Here is a 22341-nt window from a genome sequence, read left to right as displayed (position 1 = left end):
ATTCCGCACGTTTACGCAAGCTGCCCACTGGAAGAAATTCCTGACACCTTCCACAGATCGTAGCTAAAGATTTTGCATTTTTCGCGGTCTGGCTGTATAAAACGCCGCTGCACAAAAAGGATGACGCCGTTATGCGTCGCGCCGTCAGAGCTGTTCTCTGACTTTCACCCAAGCCGTTTCTCGTTTGCTGCTGGCAGACGTTGGAGGTGATAAAAGTAATGAACCACATTTCTCTTCTTCCCGGTTCACTGCGCTCAATGGGCGCGCTGGCAATCCTTTCCCAATCCAGTTTTGTTCTTTTCTCTCGCCGAAGTTTTGTGCGTTGCGGTAATTATCCCGACACGAGCGCAGGCTAAGCTATTCCCACATTTCAGTTGCTGTGTTTCACTCGTCTTTGGCGGTGAAAAACGTTGGCTTTTGGCCCGTTTTTTACTCACTGCGGCGTGGTGTTTTACACTTAGAGTCAGCAACGTGCATGGTAACCCGATAAACGGAGCTCAGCAGGATGGGGAAATCTTTACCCGGACTCACAACAGCAAAACCCGGCAACGGTTTCATATTTCAACGGAAAATTGAGGTTCGCGATGTCTGACGACATGAAGAATATCAAGGGTTCGTCAGCTGGCGAACAGGGTGTACTCCGCTCCATGCAGGAGGTGGCGATGAACGATCAGGAAGCAAGCAGAATGCTGCGTACCTATAACATTGCCTGGTGGGGTAATAACTATTACGACGTCAACGAGCTGGGACACATCAGTGTGTGTCCGGATCCGGATCAGCCGGAAGTGCGCGTTGACCTGGCGAAGCTGGTGAAAGAGCGTGAAGCGGATGGCCAACGTCTGCCTGCGCTGTTCTGCTTCCCGCAGATTTTGCAGCATCGCCTGCGTTCGATTAACGCCGCCTTCAAACGCGCGCGTGAATCTTATGGCTATAAAGGTGACTACTTCCTGGTCTACCCGATCAAGGTTAACCAGCATAAGCGTGTCATCGAATCCCTGGTAAATTCTGGTGAGCCGCTGGGTCTGGAAGCCGGTTCGAAAGCCGAGCTGATGGCGGTGATCGCCCACGCCGGTAAAACCCGTTCGGTGATCGTCTGTAACGGCTATAAAGACCGTGAATACATCCGTCTGGCGCTGATTGGCGAGAAGCTGGGTCACAAGGTTTACCTGGTGATCGAGAAGATGACCGAAGTGCGCTTGGTACTGGAAGAGGCGGAGCGCCTGAACGTGATCCCACGTTTGGGTATCCGCGCGCGTCTGGCGTCGCAGGGCTCCGGCAAATGGCAGTCGAGCGGTGGCGAGAAGTCCAAATTCGGTCTGGCGGCATCCCAGGTGCTGCAGCTGGTGGACATTATGCGCAAGGCCGGTCGTCTCGATAGCCTGCAACTGCTGCACTTCCACCTCGGCTCGCAGATGTCCAACATTCGCGATATCGCCACCGGTGTACGTGAGTCGGCGCGCTTCTACGTTGAGCTGGCCAAACTGGGCGTGAACATCAAATGTTTCGATGTTGGTGGCGGTTTGGGCGTTGACTATGAAGGCACCCGTTCGCAGTCTGACTGCTCGGTAAACTACGGCCTGAACGAATACGCCAACAACGTGATTTGGGCGATTGGCGATGCCTGTGAAGAGAACGGTCTTGAGCATCCCACCGTCATCACCGAATCCGGTCGTGCGGTTACGGCGCACCATACTGTGCTGGTCTCCAACATCATTGGTGTTGAGCGCAATGAATTCAGTACGCCAGTGGCGCCGGATGCCGATTCACCGCGTCCTATTCAGAGCCTGTGGGATACCTGGCAGGAGATGCACGAGCCGAACGTTCGTCGTTCGTTGCGTGAATGGCTGCACGACAGCCAGATGGATTTGTTCGATATCCATACCGGCTACTCATCGGGCACTTACGATCTTGGCCAGCGTGCCTGGGCAGAGCAGCTCTATTTAAGCATCTGTCACTACATCCAGCAGCATCTGGACCCAAGCAACCGTGCGCACCGCCCGATCATTGATGAACTGCAGGAACGTATGGCGGATAAGATTTACGTCAACTTCTCGCTGTTCCAGTCAATGCCGGATGCGTGGGGTATCGATCAGCTGTTCCCGGTATTACCACTGGAAGGCCTGAACAAGATCCCACAACGTCGCGCCGTGCTGCTGGATATCACCTGTGACTCTGATGGCACCATCGATCACTACGTGGATGGTGACGGTATTGCCACCACCATGCCGATGCCTGAATACGATATTGATAACCCGCCGATGCTGGGCTTCTTTATGGTCGGTGCCTACCAGGAGATCCTCGGCAATATGCACAACCTGTTCGGTGATACCGAAGCGGTTGATGTATTCGCCTTCCCGGACGGCAGCGTAGAAGTGCAGTTGTCAGATGAAGGCGATACGGTGGCGGATATGCTGGAGTACGTGCAGTTGAATCCAAACGATTTAATGACACTCTTCCGCGATCAGGTTACTCAGCAAAAGGACATCGATGAAGAGCTGCGTGCGCAGTTCCTTGCCGAGTTTGAAAGCGGCTTGTACGGTTACACCTATCTTGAAGATGAGTAATCGTTAAAGCTTCCAATGGGCCCTGATCAGGGCCCATTTTATTTACCAGCCATTCTATTTTCTTATTTCCCCGTTTTTTATTTGAATTGTGATGAAGATCACTCTCAATAAATGTTAACCAGCCATTTATAACGCGTGCCTAAAATACGTGTTTTCTATCCCCTTCATTTTTATTCATAAAGCAAAAAATACGCTGTGCTTCAGGCCGTAATATCCCTGCATTAGTTACTGATTTTGTGAGGATTGGACAGGCAATCTGTTATGTTTTCTTATCGATGCATAATGAAAATTTAAACATTAAGGATTGAATAGTCTCCTTAAGAAACTATGTTTTTTGACGCCTTTTGGGATCATGCATTCCAGATCAAAAAAAATGAATTTTGCGATGTAATTATCTTTATCAGACAAATGTAGAAAAAATTATCCATTAAATTCAAATGATTCATTGTTTTTGAATCTGTCAAGATTGGCACTAACTTAAATTTTTCTAGGAATTATCTGATTATTTTGTGAAAGTAAAATAAATTTACTATGGAAATTGATAGATTTAAACGATTAAAGTGGGGTTAGGTCTTTACTGAAATCTATTTTGCAAACTGTAAGCTGTACGTTAGGCTTCAGTTAACGTGTTAAGTTTTATCGATGTTTCCCTTACATCTCACATGAGCAATCCTGACAGTTCAGGAGTATCAGTAAGTTGCGGAAGGGACCGTGAAATGAGCAATCAACCTGAATACATTTTCTTGCTGGAACCCGTTCACGGTAAAGCCGGCGAGTTGATTGCATGGGAATTGTTAACCCGATTCTCAGATGATGCAGATATTAATAATAAACGTAACCCATGCAGGGATGAAGGGTTCTTCAGTCGGCTTCATGCTGACGAGAAATGGCAGTTATTCCTCCACCAGATCGGAAAACTTATTCAGCTATACCAACAAGGGTTTGATCAGATAGTCAGTGTAAATGTGGATAGAGATATCGTCGCCGGTATTTTTGAAGATGATGAAATACAACAAAAACTGGCGAAATTGACGTTGCTGCGTTTAGAGATATCCGCCTTCTTTACCGCGCGATTTAACAGCGCAGACCTGATGATATTAAAAGGCGTCGCGAAAGTGACGCCCGCCCCTTTATGGCTTGATGACTTTGGTCCGGGTTATTCCAACCTGACCATGCTCGATAGCGGAATATTTGAAATCGTCAAGATTGACAAGAAGTTTTTTTGGCAATTTGGCGACGGTCACATTTTTGACACGCTGCTTAGCCACCTCAACCAATTATGCAACGGCGTGATTGTTGAAGGTGTTGAAAGCCAATCTCACCTCGATTTGCTGGCGCATAAAGCGATCTATGGTATGCAGGGCTATCACTGGCAGAGTGTCTATCTAAATGATTTTATTAAGCAATCCTGAGTTGGTTCGGGTTCGGCCACTACAATCGGGGGCAAAAAATGTCTAAAAATGGGTTCGTTGCATTCAATTTGATTTGTGCTCGCCCAATGGAAATTAAAGGCATTTCCCCCTTTGTTGCGCTGAAAAATAAACCCGGACCGTTTTCAGGATGGAGGCTTAACACGACTCAGCGCGATTTCATCATGAGTTTGTATGAGATCGACCAAGAGAAGAAGTGAATAGTCATCAGGATTATTCGCCATTGAAGCCGGTATCTAAAGATGCCGGGCGTTTTTATGGAATTTAATAACTGCGCGGGATTTCGATAACATGAATAATATCTCTATCACTCCTAAAGGTGGGACCGTCGCCTCTGAAGTTAGCGGCTCACAAGTCAATTTAACCGCGCCAAGTGTGGTTAAACTTCACCTTAATCAATCAGATATTAAGTCTTTCACACGCAATGGTAATGATTTAGTTGTCACCACAAAGTCTGGTGAAGTTGTTGTTATTCATAATTTTTACACCGCAGCAGGCGACAGTGATCTGGTGCTGCAGGACGACAAAGGTGCGCTGTGGTGGGTCGAAGATCCGGGCACTGATGGATTCCAGTACGTCAATATCGACAGTACCGAAGGGCTGTTAGCCGAGAACACCACCAATGACGGCACGATTGCAGCCTTCGGTATCGGTGGTGCGGCACTGGCGGGCTTGGGTGCGATGTTCGCTGGTTCGTCGGGCGGTGGCGGCGGTAATGCAGCGGTCGGCGATGGAAATACCGGCGGCGGCGACAATGGCGGCGGGAATAACGGCGGCGGCAACAACGGTGGGGGCAATAACGGCGGTGGTAACAATGGTGGTGGGGATACCACACCTCCAGCCGCAGTCACTAACCTGGTGGTCAGTGATAACGTCGGCCCCTATCAGGGCGCGATCACCACAGGTGCAGTCACCGATGACAACACACCAACCTTAAGTGGCAACGGCGAAGTCGGGGCCATTATTCGCGTTTATGACGGCACAACGCTGCTGGGCTCCACCGTGGTGGGTGCCAATGGCACATGGTCCTTCACCTCACCAGCGCTGGCGGACGGTTCGCATAGCCTGACCGTCACCGCGACCGATGCAGCTGGAAACACCAGCGCAGCCAGCGATCCGATTACTTTCACCGTTGACACTACTGCGCCAGAAGCGGTTACCGACTTGACCGTAGATAACAACGCTGGCTCAGTGGTGGTGCCAATCTCCAATGGTGGATCCACCAATGACACCACGCCACTGCTAAGCGGCAGAGGAGAGGTGGGAAGTATTATTACCATTCGTGATGGTGATACCGTTCTTGGCAGCGTCACCGTGGGCAGTAACGGCAGCTGGAGTTTCACCAGCCCGGTATTAGGTCAGGGTAGCCATACCATAAGCATTACCTCGACCGATGCGGCAGGTAACACCAGCCCGGCGACAACCATCACCTTCACCGTGGATACGCAAGCACCGGCCAGTGCCACGGGGCTGGCCTTAAGCGGGGATGCTGACGGCACTGCCACACCGGTGACCAGCGGCGGAACGACTGATGACAGCACACCAACCCTGAGCGGAAATGGTGAAGTAGGTGCGGTGATCAGTGTTTATGACAACAACACCCTGATTGGCACGGCGGTGGTCGGCAGCAATGGTACCTGGAGCTTCACCACGCCAGCCCTCAGCAACGGTGCGCACAGTCTGACCGTGACGCAGACCGATGCAGCCGGCAACGTCAGTTCCGTCTCAGATGCGTTTGATTTTAATGTGCAGGCTGGGCTGCCTCCAGCCACCACCTCACTGGAAATTACCGACGACTCCGGCAGCACTCTGGTTCAGCTGACTAACGGATCCAGCACTCATGACACTACGCCAACCCTGAGCGGCCTTGCCTTTGCTGGTGCAGTCATCACCTTGTACAACGGCACGACAGAAATTGGCAGTGTGGTGGCGGGCGCGGATGGACAGTGGAGCTTCACGCCAGCTGCGCTGGCGGATGGCACCTATAACTTCCACGCCTCCGTCACGGATACCGATGGCACCGTGACACAAACGCCAACCATCGTCATCACCATTGATACGGTGGTGCCGGATGCGGCGTCTGGCTTACAACTCAGTGACAACGATAACGGCACCGTTCAGCCGATTGCCTCTGGCGGTGCGACTAACACCACTCACCCAGTGCTCAGCGGAACAGCGGAACCAGGCAGCACGGTGACCGTTCGTGATGGTGATACCGTGCTGGGTACGGCGACGGTGGGCAGTAACGGCAGCTGGAGTTTCACTTCTCCAACGCTGTCCGAAGGAAGTCATAGCCTGACCACCACCGTTACTGATCCTGCCGGCAATATCAGTGCGGCTTCTGATCCTATCACCTTCACCGTGGACACACAGGCCCCTGCGGGTGCCAGCGATCTGGTGGTCAGCGATAACGTTGGCACCGTCACCGGCCCGTTGACAGCCGGATCCACCACTGACGACAGTACGCCAACCCTGAGCGGTAAAGCTGAAGCCAATGGCATCGTTAAGGTTTATGACGGTACCACGCTGCTGGGCAGTGTGGCTGCAGACAGTGCGGGCAACTGGAGCTTCACCACCCCAGCACTGAGTAATGGTGCACATACGCTGAGCGTGACGGTAACGGATGCTGCAGGCAACGTTAGTCCGGCAACCACCGGCTTTGGCTTGACGGTGAATGCGGGTGTGCCGCCAACCACCAGTACGCTGCAGGTGACCGACGATAGCGGCAGTACGCTGAAAGTTCTGCCTGATGGCTCAAGCACGCATGATAAAACACCGGTTCTGAGTGGCCTGGCGGCAGCCGGGGACATTATTACGCTGTACAACGGCACCACTTTGCTGGGCAGCACCACGGCAGGTTCCGACGGTCAGTGGAGCTTCACTCCCTCTACGTTGGCGGATGGTTCTTACTCCTTCCATGCCGTTGCCACTGACAGCACCGGCAATCCAACCAACTCTGTCACCATCAATATTACGATTGATAGCGTTGCGCCAGCGGCGGCAGGCGATCTGCAGCTGAGCAATAACAACGGCAGTACCGTTACGCCAATCGCGGCAGGCGGCACCACCAGTGATAACACCCCAGTACTGAGCGGCACGGCTGAACCTGGCAGCACCGTCACTGTGCGTGATGGCGACAATGTGTTGGGTACGGCAACCGTTGGCAGCGATGGTAACTGGAGCTTTACCTCGCCGGCACTCGGTGAAGGCAACCACAGCCTGACCACCACGGTGACCGATGCCGCGGGCAATACGGGCCCGGCATCTTCTCCGATTGCTGTGACCGTGGACACCACGCCACCTGCCGCAGTGAGTGGCCTCGTGGTCACCGATAACGTGGGTGATTCTCAGGGTGCACTGACTTCAGGGGCGATCACTGACGATAACACACCAACGCTGAGCGGCACCGGTGAGCCGAATGCGCTGCTGAGTATCTATGATGGCACCACACTGCTGGGTAACACCACCGTTGGCGTTGATGGCACATGGACCTTTACCACTCCGGCTCTGAGCGACGGCTCTCATAGTTTCACCATCACCGCCACAGATTCCGCAGGCAATGTCGGTCCTGCCAGCCCTCCGTTTATTGTTGATATCGAAGCAGATTTGCCTACAGCCAGTGATTCTCTGGAAGTGATCGATGATAACGGCAATACCGTTGAGCAACTGGTCGATGGATCCAGCACCAACGATCCTACGCCAGTGCTGATTGGTTCAGCCAGCCCAGGCAACATCATCACGTTGTATGACGGTGACCAAATTGTTGGCAGTACTACTGCCGGCGCAAACGGACAATGGTCGTTCAGAATGGGCACCCTGAGTGATGGCCCGCATGCGATTCATGGCACTATCACTGACGCAGCAGGGAACATCACTGATACGGTCACCATCAATATCACCGTGGATACGGTGGCACCTGATGCGGTGAGCGGCCTGCAGATCAATAACGATGCAGGCAGCACGTCAGTGCCTATTATCAATGGCAGCCTCACCAATGATGCAACGCCAGTCCTGAGCGGCAGCGCCGAAGCGGGTAGTGTGGTGACCATTCGTGATGGCAACACCGTACTGGGTACTGTGACTGTAGGTAGCACCGGTAACTGGAGCTTCACCACGCCTGCACTGGGTGATGGTAGCCACAGCCTGACGGCTACCGCCACCGATGCGGCAGGTAACAGCAGCCCGGCTACCACACCAGTGACATTCACCGTCGATACCACGGCTCCAGCGGTGGTCGGCGGCCTGGTGGTCACTGATGATGCAGGCACCAGCACCGGTGCGCTGACTTCCGGTGCGACCACCGATGACAGCACACCAACCCTGAGCGGCACCGCAGAAGTGGGCAGCATCGTTAAGGTTTACGATGGCACCACGCTGCTGGGATCGGCATCGGTGGGCACGGATGGCAACTGGAGCTTCACGCCAGCTTCGCCACTGACCAACGGCCAGCATAATCTCACCACTACGGTCACCGATGCCGCAGGTAACGTGAGCCCGGCATCACCGGCCTTTACCGTGAATATTGACGCAGGCGTGCCGACCACCAATGAACTCATTGTGGTAGCGGATGACAGCGGCAGCACTATCGTGCAGTTGACGGATAACTCCAGTACTCATGACAGCACGCCTGTGCTGAGTGGTCTGGCTGGCGCGGGTGATCTGATCACCATCTACAACGGCACCACCGTACTTGGCAGCGTCACGGCGGGCAGTAACGGGCAGTGGAACTTTACGCCAGCCGCGTTAACGGATGGCACCTATGCATTCCATGCCACCGCCACCAATCCAACCACCGGTGTGATCACCGATACCCCAACTATCAATGTCACCATTGATACCGTAGCACCTGCGGCACCAACGGGCGTTGGGCTGACCAATGAAGATGGCGATCCGATTCCATCGGGCAGCAGCACTAACACCACAACGCCGACTCTGGAAGGTAACGGTGAGCCTGGTGGTACTGTCACCATTACAGATGGCACCACCGTCATCGGGACGACAACAGTCGGCGGCGATGGCACCTGGACTTACACCACACCACCGCTGAGTGATGGCAACCACAGCCTGACGACCACAGTGACGGATCCGGCGGGTAACACCGGCCCGGCTTCAACGCCTGTGACCGTGACTGTGGATACGCAACCTCCAGCCGCGGCGGGCAACGTCCAGCTTAGCAATGATGGCGGCACACCAATCGCCTCTGGCGACAGCACCAACGACAGCACGCCAACCCTGAACGGCACCGCCGAACCAGGCAGTACGGTGACCGTTTCTGATGGCGGTACGGTACTGGGCACCACCACTACCGGCAGCGATGGCACCTGGAGCTATACCCCAACTACGCCGCTGGGTGATGGCAGCCATAGCCTGACCACCACAGTGACTGACCCGGCAGGCAACACCGGACCGGCCAGTTCACCTGTCACCGTGACGGTTGATACCACACCACCTGCAGCAGCAACGGGTGTGCAACTGAGCAATGACTCCAGCGGCACGGCAGTACCGATCACTGGCGGCACCACCAATGACACCACCCCGGTATTAACGGGTCGTGCAGAACCTGGCAGCACTGTCACGGTCTCTGACAATGGCAACGTCATTGGTACCACGACGGTCGGTAACGACGGTAACTGGAGCTTTACCCCATCTGCCCCGTTGGGTGATGGCAGCCACAGCCTGACCACCACCGTGACGGATAACGCGGGGAATACTGGTGATGCCACTGCGCCAATTACCGTAACAGTGGATACCACTATCCCAACTGCGCCGGGTAATGTGGCGCTAAGCAATGATGAGAGCGGCACTTCTATGCCGATTACCTCCGGCACGGCAACGAATGATGCCACTCCAGTTCTGAGCGGCTCCGCTGCGACAGGTAGCACTATCACCGTCTCTGATGGCGGCACAGTGCTGGGCACAGTGGTTGTCGGCGCGGGCGGCACCTGGAGTTTCACCCCAACCGATCCATTGGGTGAGGGCAACCACAGCATTACCGCAACTACCACCAGTCCAGCCGGTAACACCAGTGGTCCATCTACGCCGATTGTGATCACCGTAGATACCACACCACCGGCGATGGCTACGGGTCTGCAACTGAGCAACGACACTAGCGGTACCTCTGTGCCAATCACAGCGGGCGGCACCACGAACGACACCACGCCAGTGTTGAGCGGTAACGCAGAACCGGGCAGCACAGTCACCGTCTTTGATGGCGGCACTGAGTTGGGCACGGCAACGGTGGGTAGCAACGGTAGCTGGAGCTTCACCCCAACCACTCCGCTGGATTCAGGACCGCACTCACTTACCACCACGGTGACCGATCCGGCTGGAAACGTAGGTCAGGCCACTACGCCAATTATCGTGACGGTGGATACCACCCAACCTGCGGTAGCGGGCGATCTGGTACTGAGTAATGACAATAGCGGTACGCCAGTGCCTATCACCAATGGTGCGACTAATGACACCACGCCGGTATTAACCGGTACGGCGGATGCTGGCAGTATCGTTACCGTGCGAGATGGTGACACCTTACTGGGCTCTGTTCAGGTCGGTGGAGATGGCACCTGGAGCTTCACCACGCCAGCGCTGAGTCAGGGAAATCACAGCCTGACCACCACGGTTACCAGCCCAATTGGTAACGTCAGTGATGCTTCAACGCCAATCGTAGTCAATGTGGATACTCAGGCTCCGGCCTCAGCGGGCGGTCTGCAGTTCACCACTGACGATGGCACACCAATCGCCACCGGCGGTTCAACCAGCGATACTACACCAACCCTGAGCGGAACGGCTGAGGTAGGCAGTACAGTTACCATATCTGAAGGCACCATCGTGCTTGGCAGCGTGGTGGTAGGCAGCGGGGGTACCTGGAGCTTTACACCGACAACGCCGCTGGATGAAGGCAGTCACAGTCTAACCACTGTGGTTACTGACCCGGCAGGCAACAGCAGTGCGCCAACCTCTGAAGTGATTGTCATTGTCGATAGCACCTCTCCGGGTGAAGTCGGCAACCTACAGCTCAGCGATGACTCAACGGGTGTGGCGGTGCCTATTACCGCAGGCAGTGCCACTAACGACGCAACGCCAGTACTCAGCGGCACCGCAGAGGCGGGCAGTATTGTCACCGTGAGTGATAACGGTAGCGTATTAGGCACAGCTATAGTTGGCAGTGATGGTAACTGGAGCTTCACGCCGACAACGGCGTTAGGTGATGGCCCACACAGCCTGACCACCATCGTCACCGATGCAACCGGCAACGCCGGTCCTGCATCGCCAGCGTTTGAGTTCAGCGTGGATACCGTTGCACCAGAGTCTGCCAATGCGGTGGTGCTGAATAATAACAATGGCAATACCGACATACCGATCACCAACAATGGTGCCACCAATGACACCACGCCAGTACTGAGCGGTACGGCAGAAGAGGGCGCCATCATCACCGTGCGTGATGGTGATACCGTGCTCGGCAGTGTGCAGGTCGCTGATGGTGGCACATGGAGCTTCACTTCACCTGCGCTTAGTCAGGGTTCGCACAGCCTCACCGCAACCGTGACGGATGCAGCAGGCAATAGCAGTGCACCTTCTACGGCGATCACTTTTAGCGTCGATACTCAGGCACCAAATACCGCAGGTGCCGTGCAGCTGAGTAATGACACCAGCGGCACGGCTGTACCAATCACCGCTGGCAGTGTCACCAATGACAACACGCCAGTCCTGAGCGGTACGGCGGAAGTGGGCACGACGGTCACCATCCTGGATGGCAGTAATGTGCTGGGCACTGTGGTAGTAGGAACCGGCGGCACCTGGACCTTCACGCCTACATTGGCATTGGGTGAGGGGACGCACAGCATCACCACGACCGTTACCGATGCCGCTGGCAACGTCAGTGCGCCATCGGCGGCAATTGGCTTTACCGTGGACAGCACACCACCAGCGACACCGGTGGTGACCAGCCTCAGCAACAACAACGGCGGTACTGCCGTGGTGTTCACTGCGGGCAGCACCACCAATGACTCAACGCCTGTTATTCGCGGAACCGGCGAAGTGGGCGCTACCGTGACCATTCGTGATGGCAGTACGATTCTGGGTACGGCGATTGTCGGCACCAACGGCATCTGGCGCTTCGAGCCGACGACGGCGTTGGGCCAGGGCAGTCACACCCTGACTGCTACCGCAACGGATACCGCAGGCAACAGCAGTGCGCCTTCTGCGGGCATCACTTTCAGCGTGGATACCATCGCGCCTAACGCCATTAATGATTTGGTGGCGAAGGATGACAGCGGCAATACGCTGACGGGTGTAACCAACGACAGCACGCCAGCGCTGAGCGGTACGGCGGAAGCGGGCAGCATCATCAAAATTTATGATGGCTCAACCCTGATCGGTTCGACTCAGGCGGGCACTGGCGGTACCTGGAACTTCACTACTCAAACCCTGACCGATGGCGCTCACACGCTGACGGCCACGGCTACCGATGCCGCAGGCAACGTCAGTGCTGCGGGTAATGCGGTGACAGTGACGGTGGACACCTCGGTGCCGACAACGCCAGACTTCGTGGTCACCAACAACGATGCCTTGCCAACGGAGTCGGTGGCAAACAACGGTTACACCAACGACAACACGCCAGTGTTGAGCGGGACCGCGACGGCTAATAGCCTGGTGACCATTTATGATGGCAACACGGCAATTGGTAGCGTCACCACTAATGCGCAAGGCGTGTGGAGTTTCACGACGGAGACGCTGGATGATGGTGCGCATACACTGACCATTACGGTCACTGATACAGCAGGCAACGTTAGCCCGGCCTCTAACGTGTTCACGGTCAATGTTGATACTGAAATCCCTGATGTGGCGCAAGGCGTGACCGTCAACAACAACGAAGGCAGCACGCTGGTGCCTATTGTCGCTGATGGCTTTACCAACGACACTACGCCACAACTGACCGGCAGTGCCGAAGCGGGCAGTATCGTCAGAATTTATGACGGTGCTGGCGAAATCGGCTCGGTGCTGGTAGGCAGCAGTGGTAACTGGAGTTTCACCACCGCTACGCTGGATCAGGGTGAACACAATCTGAGTGTCACGGTGACGGATGCGGCAGGTAATACTAGTGCCAATTCCCCAACTCTGACCTTCACGGTAGACAGTGAAGTACCGGATGCAGCGGAAGGCCTGACGCTCGCCAATAACAACAGCGGCACAGAAGTGCCTGTCACGAGCGGCAGCACCACCAATGACAGTACACCAGTACTGCGCGGTACGGCGGAAGCCAACAGCACCATTATTATCTCTGATGGAAATACCGTTCTCGGTACGGTTATCGCGGATGGCAGTGGTGACTGGAGTTACTCACCAACTCTGACAGATGGCACCCATAATCTGAGCGTGGTGGTGCAGGATGCGGCCGGCAATACCAGCGCGATCAGCGACGTTGTGACCGTCACCATTGATACCGTGGCTCCGCCATCGGTCACCAACTTGGTGCTGACCAACAACATTGATGGTGCGATTAACATTCCAAACGGCGGCCTGACCAACGACAACACACCAGTACTGAGCGGTAACGGTGAGGTGGGCAGCATTATCACTATCTCCGATGCCAGTGGGATATTGGGATCCACAACCGTTATTACGGGGGGCACATGGAGCTTTACACCACCAACGGCGCTTGCGGATGGCTCTCATACCTTCAGCGTAACTGCCTCGGATACTGCAGGAAACGTGAGCGGTACCAGCACCATTAGTGCGGTGATTGATGCCACACCGCCTGCGGCACCGAGTGCGATTACGGCCAGCAATGACGACGGTACTACGCCAGTAGCAATTACCAGTGGAAGCACTACCAACGACAGCACGCCGTTCCTGAGCGGTAGCGGTGAAGCGGGTAGCATCATCCGGATCTTTGATGGTACTAACGAGTTGGGCAGTACGGCAGTGGGCATTAATGGCCAGTGGAGCTTTAGTGTGCCAGCGCTGGATGACGGTGCTTATACGCTGCGTGTGACGGCAACGGATGCGGCAGGTAACACCAGCCAGGCCGCAAACACCGTTGACTTCACCGTAGACGCCACTCCGCCAGCAACACCAACGCTGGTGGTGACCAACGACATCACATCTACGGTCGTGGCCAACAATGGATTAACCAATGACAACACGCCTTCATTGAGTGGTAGCGCCGAGGCGAACAGTCTGGTGACCATTTACGATGGCACCACGGTGATCGGCTCAACCACCGCGACCGACGTCGGCACCTGGACCTTTACTTCGCCAACGCTGACTGACGGTTCACATACTCTGACTGTCACCGTGACTGATGAAGTCGGTAACGTCAGTACCTCCGTTGCCACCATTGTGCTCATTGATGGCACACCGCCGCAGCCGGCGGGCGAACTGCTGTTGCAGAACAACAATGGAGCGCCAGAAACCACCATTCCAAGTGGCGGAACTACCAGCGACAACACTCCGGCAATCAGCGGCACGGCAGAGGCGAATGCTATCGTCCGTGTTTATGACGGCACCACGCTGGTAGGTTCTACCACGGCAGGTACAGACGGCAGCTGGAGCATTACCACTAGCGCGCTGTCGAACGCGACTCACACGCTCAATGTGACGGTAACGGATGCGGCGGGTAACGTGAGTGCGGAATCGTCGGTCTCGTTGACCGTGGATAACACCACGCCGGCGGAAGTCCTGACGTTCGCGATTTACAACAACGCCAATACCACGCCGGTACTGGTGGCGAATGATGGCTTCTCCAACGATAACACGCCTGTGTTGCGCGGAACCGGTGTGGCAGGCACCACTATCAATATCATCATTGATGGCGTGCAGGTTGCGACCACTACGGTGGCAAGTAACGGTGTCTGGCGATATGAAACCGCCGTTGAGGCAGATGGCCCGCACACTTACGCGGTGTCAGTGACCAACGCCGCAGGAACCACCGGGCCAGCAACCACGCCTATCGAAATCACCATTGATACCTCTACACCGGCAACGGTGAATACGAGTACGTTGGTGGTGACTGACGATGTGGGCGTTGTCGGCACGCTAAATACCGGTGATACCACAGATGACAATACGCCAACCTTTAGCGGAACAGTTGAAGCTAATAGCACGGTATCAATCTACGATGGTACGACGCTGCTTGGCACTGCAACGGCATCGGCAATAAATGGGGCATGGACCTTCACGCCACCGGAAGGACTGTCTAACGGTAACCATAGCTTCACCTTCACGGTGACGGATCAGGCTGGCAACATCAGCGCAGCCAGCACCCCGGCCTTCGCGTTGAACATCGAAGCCGGCTTACCAACGGCCAGCGGTACACTGGTTATCACTGATGATAGTGGCAGTATGCCTGTTACGCTGGCAGATGGTGCGAATACCAAAGACAACACGCTGGTGTTGACCGGTTCAGCGACTGCCAATGATGTGATTACCATTCATGACGGTAGCGGTACAGTTTTGGGCAGCGTAACCGTTGGCGCGAATGGACAGTGGAGCTTTATTACACCAACGCTGGCTGATGGTGCTCATGCTATTTACGTCACCAATATTGCGGGTACCGAATCCGACACGTTCAACATCAGAGTCGATACACTGGCACCAGTAGCCGTGACCGACCTGGCGGCGGCCAACAACAATAGCGGCGCACCGGTTGCCATTGCCAATAACGGCATCACCAACGACAGCACACCGCTGCTCACGGGTACGACGGAAAATAACGGCATTGTCACCATCTATGATGGCAACACCGTCATCGGCACAGCGATCGCCAGCGGCACCGGCGCGTGGAGCTTCACATCGCCTACTCTGAGTCAGGGCGCACATACTTTGAGCGTCACGGTAACGGATGCGGCGGGTAACGTTGGACCGCGTTCTTCTACTGTGAACTTCACCGTAGATAGCATTGCACCTAACGCCACTACGCTGGTGGTCACCAATGACGCCAACGGCAATGCGGTGGTGCCAAACAATGGCGCGACCAACGACAGCACCCCAACCCTGACGGGTACAGCAGAAGCGAATGGCATCGTCACGGTTTACGATGGGACGACGCTGCTGGGTTCGGTAATTGCCAGTGGAACCGGAGCATGGACCTTTACCTCTACAACGCTGACTCAGGGCTCACATACCCTCAATGTCACCGTCACGGATGCTGCAGGTAATATCAGCGGGACCACGTCGTCAACCCTGGTGGTCGATACCACACCACCGCTGGCTGTGGCCGGCCTCGCTGCCGCCAACAACAACGGCAGTACGCCGGTGGCAATTGCCGCAGGTAGCAGTACCAACGACAACACGCCAGCATTGAGCGGTACGGCAGAAGCGGGCAGCGTCGTCAAAATCTATGACGGCAGCAACTTGCTCGGCTCCGTCACCGCTAGCAGCACTGGCGCATGGAGTTACACCTCAACACAGCTGACGGACGGTAGCCACACCATCAACGTGACGGCGACCGATGCGGCGGGCAACATCAGCCCGAATGCATCGATTACCTTTACTGTGGTGACTGGCGCGCCGAACCCGGTTACTGGTCTGGTGGTGAACGACAACGTGGGTTCCTCACAGGGTCCGTTGACGAGTGGTGCATCTACCGATGACAACACGCCAACCCTGAGTGGTACGGCGACCGTGGGCAACATTGTGGTGATCTCTGAGGGGACGACCGTGCTTGGCTCGGTCGTCGTCGGAACCGGTGGCAGCTGGACCTTCACCACCGCAGCACTGAGTGAAGGATCGCATCCACTGAGTGTCACCGTCCGTGATGCGGCCGGTAACACCAGTACCGCCACCAACTTCACGGTGGTGGTGGATACCGTGGCACCGGCGACCACATCACTGGTGGTCACCAACGATATCTCCACTGCGGTAATACCAAACGGTGGCGCGTCCAACGACACCACACCAACGCTGAGCGGTGTGGCGGAAGCCAACGGTCGCGTCTCAATTTACGATGGTACTAACTTGCTGGGCACGGCGATTGCCAGCGGCACCGGGGCATGGACCTTCACTTCAACGGCGTTAACCACAGGCTCCCACACGCTGAACGTCACGGTGACCGATGCGGCAGGTAACGTCAGTGGTACCACATCTTCAGTCGTCGTGATCGACACCACGCCTCCGGCGGCGGTAGCGAGCCTGGCAGCGGCGAACAACAACGGCAGCACGCCGGTGGCGATTCTCGCAGGCAGCAGCACCAACGACAACACGCCAGCCATCAGCGGCACGGCGGAAGCGGGTAGCGTGGTGAGAGTCTACGATGGCGGAACCCTGCTCGGTTCTGTTATCGCGGGTAGCAACGGTGCCTGGAGTCTGACATCCACTACGCTGGCTGACGGTAGCCATACCATCAACGTGACGGCGACCGATGCGGCGGGCAACATCAGCCCGAATGCGTCAATCACCTTCAACGTGGACACCGCTGCACCAATTGCGGTGACCAACCTGGTGGTCACCAACGATGTCACCAATACCGCAGTGCCAAACGGTGGTTCAACCAATGACAACACGCCAACCCTTACCGGTACGGCTGAAGCGAATGCGGTTGTCACGGTGTATGACGGCACAACGGTATTGGGTTCCACTACTGCCAACGGCACCGGTGCATGGAGCTTCGTCAGTCCGGCATTAAGCAACGGTACGCACCCGCTGAGTGTCACAGTGAAAGATGCGGCAGGTAACGTTAGCCCGGCTTCGACCACGGTCTCCGTGATTGTCGATACCGTAGCGCCTAACGCTTCGACGCTGGTGATCACCAACGACAACACCAATACCACGGTGCCAAACGGTGGATCGACTAACGACAGCACGCCAACCCTGAGTGGATCGGCTGAGATTGGCAGCATCGTCAGGATTTACGATGGCAGCACGCTGCTGACCTCCATCACTGTCGGCGCTTCTGGTAACTGGACCTATACCACTGCGGTTCTGAGCCAGGGTTCACACCCGATCAGCGTCACGTCGACGGATGCGGCAGGTAACATCAGCGCAACCACCAGTGCGACGGTGAACGTCGATACCGTAATTCCGACTATCACTCTGGCGGCGGCCAATAACAACGGCAGTACTGCAGTAGCGATTGGCGCAGGGACCAGCACCAACGACAACACGCCAGCGTTCAGCGGCACGGCAGAAGCGAACAGCGTCGTTAAAATCTTCGACGGCGGTGTGCAGATCGGTTCTGTGACGGCCAGCAGTACGGGCGCGTGGAGTTGGACCTCTACTACCCTGACTGAGGGCGCGCACACCATCACGGCGACCGCGACCGATGCGGCGGGTAACGTCAGTCCTGTCGCTACCACCAACTTTACCGTGGATACGGTGGTGCCTAACACCGTCACCAACCTGGTGGTCACCAACGATGTCACCAGCACAGCGGTGCCAACCGGCGGTTCCACCAACGACAACACGCCAACCCTCACCGGTACGGCTGAGGCGAACGCGATTGTCACGGTGTATGACGGCACGACCGTACTGGGTTCCACTACCGCCAGCGGCACCGGCGCGTGGAGCTTCGTCAGCCCGGTATTGAGTAATGGTAGCCACCCACTGAGCGTGACGGTGAAAGATGCGGCGGGTAACGTTAGCCCATCTTCAACGCCGGTCACTATCACCGTGGATACCGTGGCGCCAAATACCTCAACGCTGGTAATCACCAACGATGTCACCAACACCGTGGTCGCCAGTGGTGGTTCCACCAATGACACCACGCCAACGCTGAGCGGTACGGCGGAAGCGGGCAGTCGTGTGACCATCTATGACGGTACAACGACGCTGGGCACTGCTATCGCCAACAGTTCGGGAGTTTGGACCTTCACCACCTCGGTACTGACGCAGGGCTCACACCCGATCAGCGTCTCGGTGACGGATGCGGCCGGTAACGTCAGCGGTAGAACCAACGCCACGGTGGTTATCGACACCACGCCTCCGGCAGCGGTGACTCTGGTGGCGGCCAACAACAACGGCAGCACGGCGGTGACTATCCCGAACAACGGGGTCACCAACGACAGCACGCCGCTGTTGAGCGGTACGGGTGAGGTCGGGGCTAAGGTCAGTATCTATGACGGTGCAAACCTGCTGGGTACCACCACGGTCGCCAGCAACGGCACCTGGAGCTTCATCTCCACCACACTGAGCAACGGCAGCCACACGTTGAATGTCACCCAGACAGATGCGGCGGGCAACATCAGCCCGAATGCATCGACAGTGATGACAATCGACACCGTGGCACCAAATGCCGTGACCAACCTGGTGATCACCGACGATGTCGGCGCGAGTCAGGGACCATTGGCCAATGGCGCAGTGACCGACGATGCGACACCGACCCTGAGCGGTACCGCAGAAGCGAATGCCATTGTTACCATCTATGACGGCACGACGGTGCTGGGTTCTGTGACCGCCGGTACTACCGGTGCATGGACCTTCACCACTGCCACGCTGAGCAACGGCACGCATCCACTGAGTGTCACCGTGACCGATGCAGCGGGTAACACCAGTGCGGCTTCCGCTACCGTGTCCATTACCGTGGATACCGTGGCACCAGCGGCATCAACTCTGGTGATTACCAACGACATCACCAACACCCCTGTGGCGAACGGCGGTTACACCAATGACACCACGCCAACCCTGAGTGGCACAGCGGAAGTGGGCAGCAAAGTGTCCATCTACGATGGCAGCACACTGCTCGGCACCCTCACCGTGGGCAGTGGTGGCAACTGGACCTACACCACGGCGGTATTGACGCAGGGTAGCCACCCGATCAACGTCACCGTGACGGATCCAGCGGGCAACGTCAGCGGCACCACGTCAGCCACAGTGATTGTCGATAGCGTGGCACCAGCGGCAGTGACCAGTCTGGTTGCGGCTAACAACAACGGCAGTACGGCGGTAACGATTCCGAACAACGGTGCCACCAATGACAGCACGCCACTCCTGACCGGTAACGGTGAAGTCGGTGCACGCGTCAATATTTACGATGGCACTACGCTGCTCGGCACGACCACAGTGGGCAGTAACGGCACCTGGAGCTTTATCTCCACCACGTTGAGCAACGGTACTCACACCATCAACGTATCGCAGACCGATGCGGCAGGTAACACCAGCCCAACGGCTTCGACCACGCTGCGTGTGGACACCGTGGCACCAACGGCGAGTACGCTGACCATTACCGACGATACCGGCACCACGCCGGTGACGCTGGCCAATGGCGCTTACACCAAAGACACCACGCCAACCTTGAGTGGTACGGCGGAAGTGGGTGCGATTGTCACTATCTATGATGGTGCGACCGTTCTCGGCTCGCTCACCGTAGGCAGTACCGGTGCCTGGACCTATACCACTGCGGTGCTGGCGAACGGCGCGCATCCATTGACCACTACCGTCACGGATGCGGCGGGTAACATCAGTACCGGCAACGCCACAGCCACGGTGAACATCGATAACGTGGCTCCGGTGGCGGTAACCAACCTGGCGATTAACTCGGCGGGTACTACCGTAACCGGTAATGGTGAAGTGGGCGATACGGTGACGGTGCGTGATGCCAACGGTAACTCGCTGGGTACCACGACCGTGGGCGCTGCGGGAACCTGGTCGGTGACCTTGAGTACCGCGCAGACTACGGGCGCTTCACTGTCGGTCATCCAGACTGACCGTGCGGGCAACGTCTCACCGTCCGCAGCGTTGACCGGGGTGATTCGTATTGTGGCCACGAACGATACCAATGAGGTGGACTACAGCACGACCACACAAACGGTGAATAACGGCACCACCAGCGTCTCACATGCGGCTCTGGCCACGGTGAACCTTGGCACATTGCTGGGCGTCGGCGTTCTGTCTAACGGTAACGCTTATACCTTCAACGTGGGCAGTGGTGATACCCGTACAGTGACCCTGCACGGTTCGGTCGGTGGTATTGCGCTGATATCGAGTTACTCGCTGTACCTCTATCAGCAGAACACAGATGGTACATGGACACTGAAGAGTGTGACATCGAACTATCTGGCGACAACATTACTGTCGATCGGTACACAGACCGGTGCCAACGTCACCTATAGCGGACTCGGCGCGGGTAACTATGCGGTGGTGATTGGTTCGAGTGGCGGTATTGCTCTGCTGCCAAGCACCACCATCACCACGGTGACGGATACCACGCTGGATGCAGTGACGGTTTCCTCAACGGTAACGGGCAATCTGCTGACAAACGACACCAGTTCAGTGGCGGGTACGGTACCAACCGGTACTGCGGTCACCACGGTGTCGGGCAGTGCAGTTGCCGCGACGGGTAACACGGTGATCAATACCACTTACGGTACTCTGACCATCGATTCGCACGGTAACTACACCTACGTGCTGAAGGCGGGACTGGATGCCGGTACCTTGCCAACCACGGACACCTTCACTTACTCGGTGAGGGATTCCAGTGGTGCGGTGACTTCTGCATCCCTGACGGTCACGTTGCATAACGGTGCGGCGACGTCGCTTACCGTGAACAGTCTGCTGGCGGAAACCACCTCAACCGGTGATCACGATGCCAGCGGCAGTATCTACGGTGACTCAACGACGCACACCGGAACCTTGAGTATCACTAATGAACACGGTGATGTCACAACGGTTCACAGCGTGGGCACGACGTCGATTGCCGGTGACTACGGTGTGCTGAGTATTGCCGCCAACGGTAGCTACACCTACAACCTGAATGCGAATGTGGATGGACAGAGCATTCTGCACAAAGAGGTGTTCAGTTATACGCTGGCCGCGACCGATGGCACCATCACCACGCACTCCTTCACCATCGACCTGCATCCGACCATCACTGGTACGGCAGGGGCTGACACCATTACCGGCGGTGCGTACAACGACACCATCACCACCGGTACCGGTGCAGACACCCTGGTGTATCACCTGTTGGCGAGTGCAGATTCAACGGGAGGGAACGGTCACGATACCTGGACCGACTTTAATGTTGCGCAAGGCGACAAAGTTGACATCAGTAACTTGCTAATTGGCTGGAATGATTCCACAAGTAATATTAATGATTTCGTGAAAGTGGATCATACTTCAGATGGCAGCACCGTACTTTCCATTGACCGTGATGGCACCGGAACGGGTTACAGCAGTACCCAGTTGATTACGCTGGAAGGCGTCAACGTTTCACTGGAGGAACTGCTGCAGCAACCGCACCAAAACACCACGGCTTAACGGTGTAAATCAAGCAGGGAAGCAGTATGGGCACAGGGATGTGCCCCTTTCTTTGTTACTGACTGGTGGATTATCGATGGATTTGATGCAATCAGGCGCTCCAACTCGCCGTTATTCTAAGCTCAGCGTCTTCTGTGCGGGCATCGCTTTATTTCATT

4 protein-coding genes are annotated in these 22341 nt (G+C 56.2%); all 4 read left to right on the top strand.

The window, feature by feature from the left end; genetic code table 11:
- The first annotated feature begins 584 nt into the window (after positions 1-584).
- The 4 genes from speA (at position 585) to ACXI0A_RS17790 (ending at position 22183) form a co-directional block, all read left to right on the top strand.
- A complete protein-coding gene (gene speA, locus ACXI0A_RS17805; protein WP_224933504.1) occupies positions 585-2564 on the top strand; it encodes a biosynthetic arginine decarboxylase in 1980 nt (659 codons plus the stop codon).
- A 716-nt stretch (positions 2565-3280) separates the two neighbouring features.
- On the top strand, positions 3281-3976 hold the full coding sequence (locus tag ACXI0A_RS17800; RefSeq protein WP_476147426.1) for an EAL domain-containing protein: 696 nt from the start codon (positions 3281-3283) through the stop codon (positions 3974-3976).
- A gap of 38 nt (positions 3977-4014) precedes the next feature.
- The gene (locus tag ACXI0A_RS17795) at positions 4015-4194 is read left to right on the top strand and encodes a hypothetical protein (RefSeq protein ID WP_476147428.1); all 180 of its coding nucleotides are present in this window, start codon (positions 4015-4017) and stop codon (positions 4192-4194) included.
- A 91-nt stretch (positions 4195-4285) separates the two neighbouring features.
- Positions 4286-22183, top strand: coding sequence for an Ig-like domain-containing protein (locus tag ACXI0A_RS17790; protein WP_476147430.1), 17898 nt, complete (start codon positions 4286-4288; stop codon positions 22181-22183).
- Positions 22184-22341: the final 158 nt, after the last annotated feature.

The sequence above is a fragment of the Pantoea sp. C1E2 genome, from assembly GCF_056491465.1.
The sequence above is the reverse complement of the archived record's forward strand: the minus strand, read 5'-3'. Positions and strand labels throughout refer to the sequence as shown.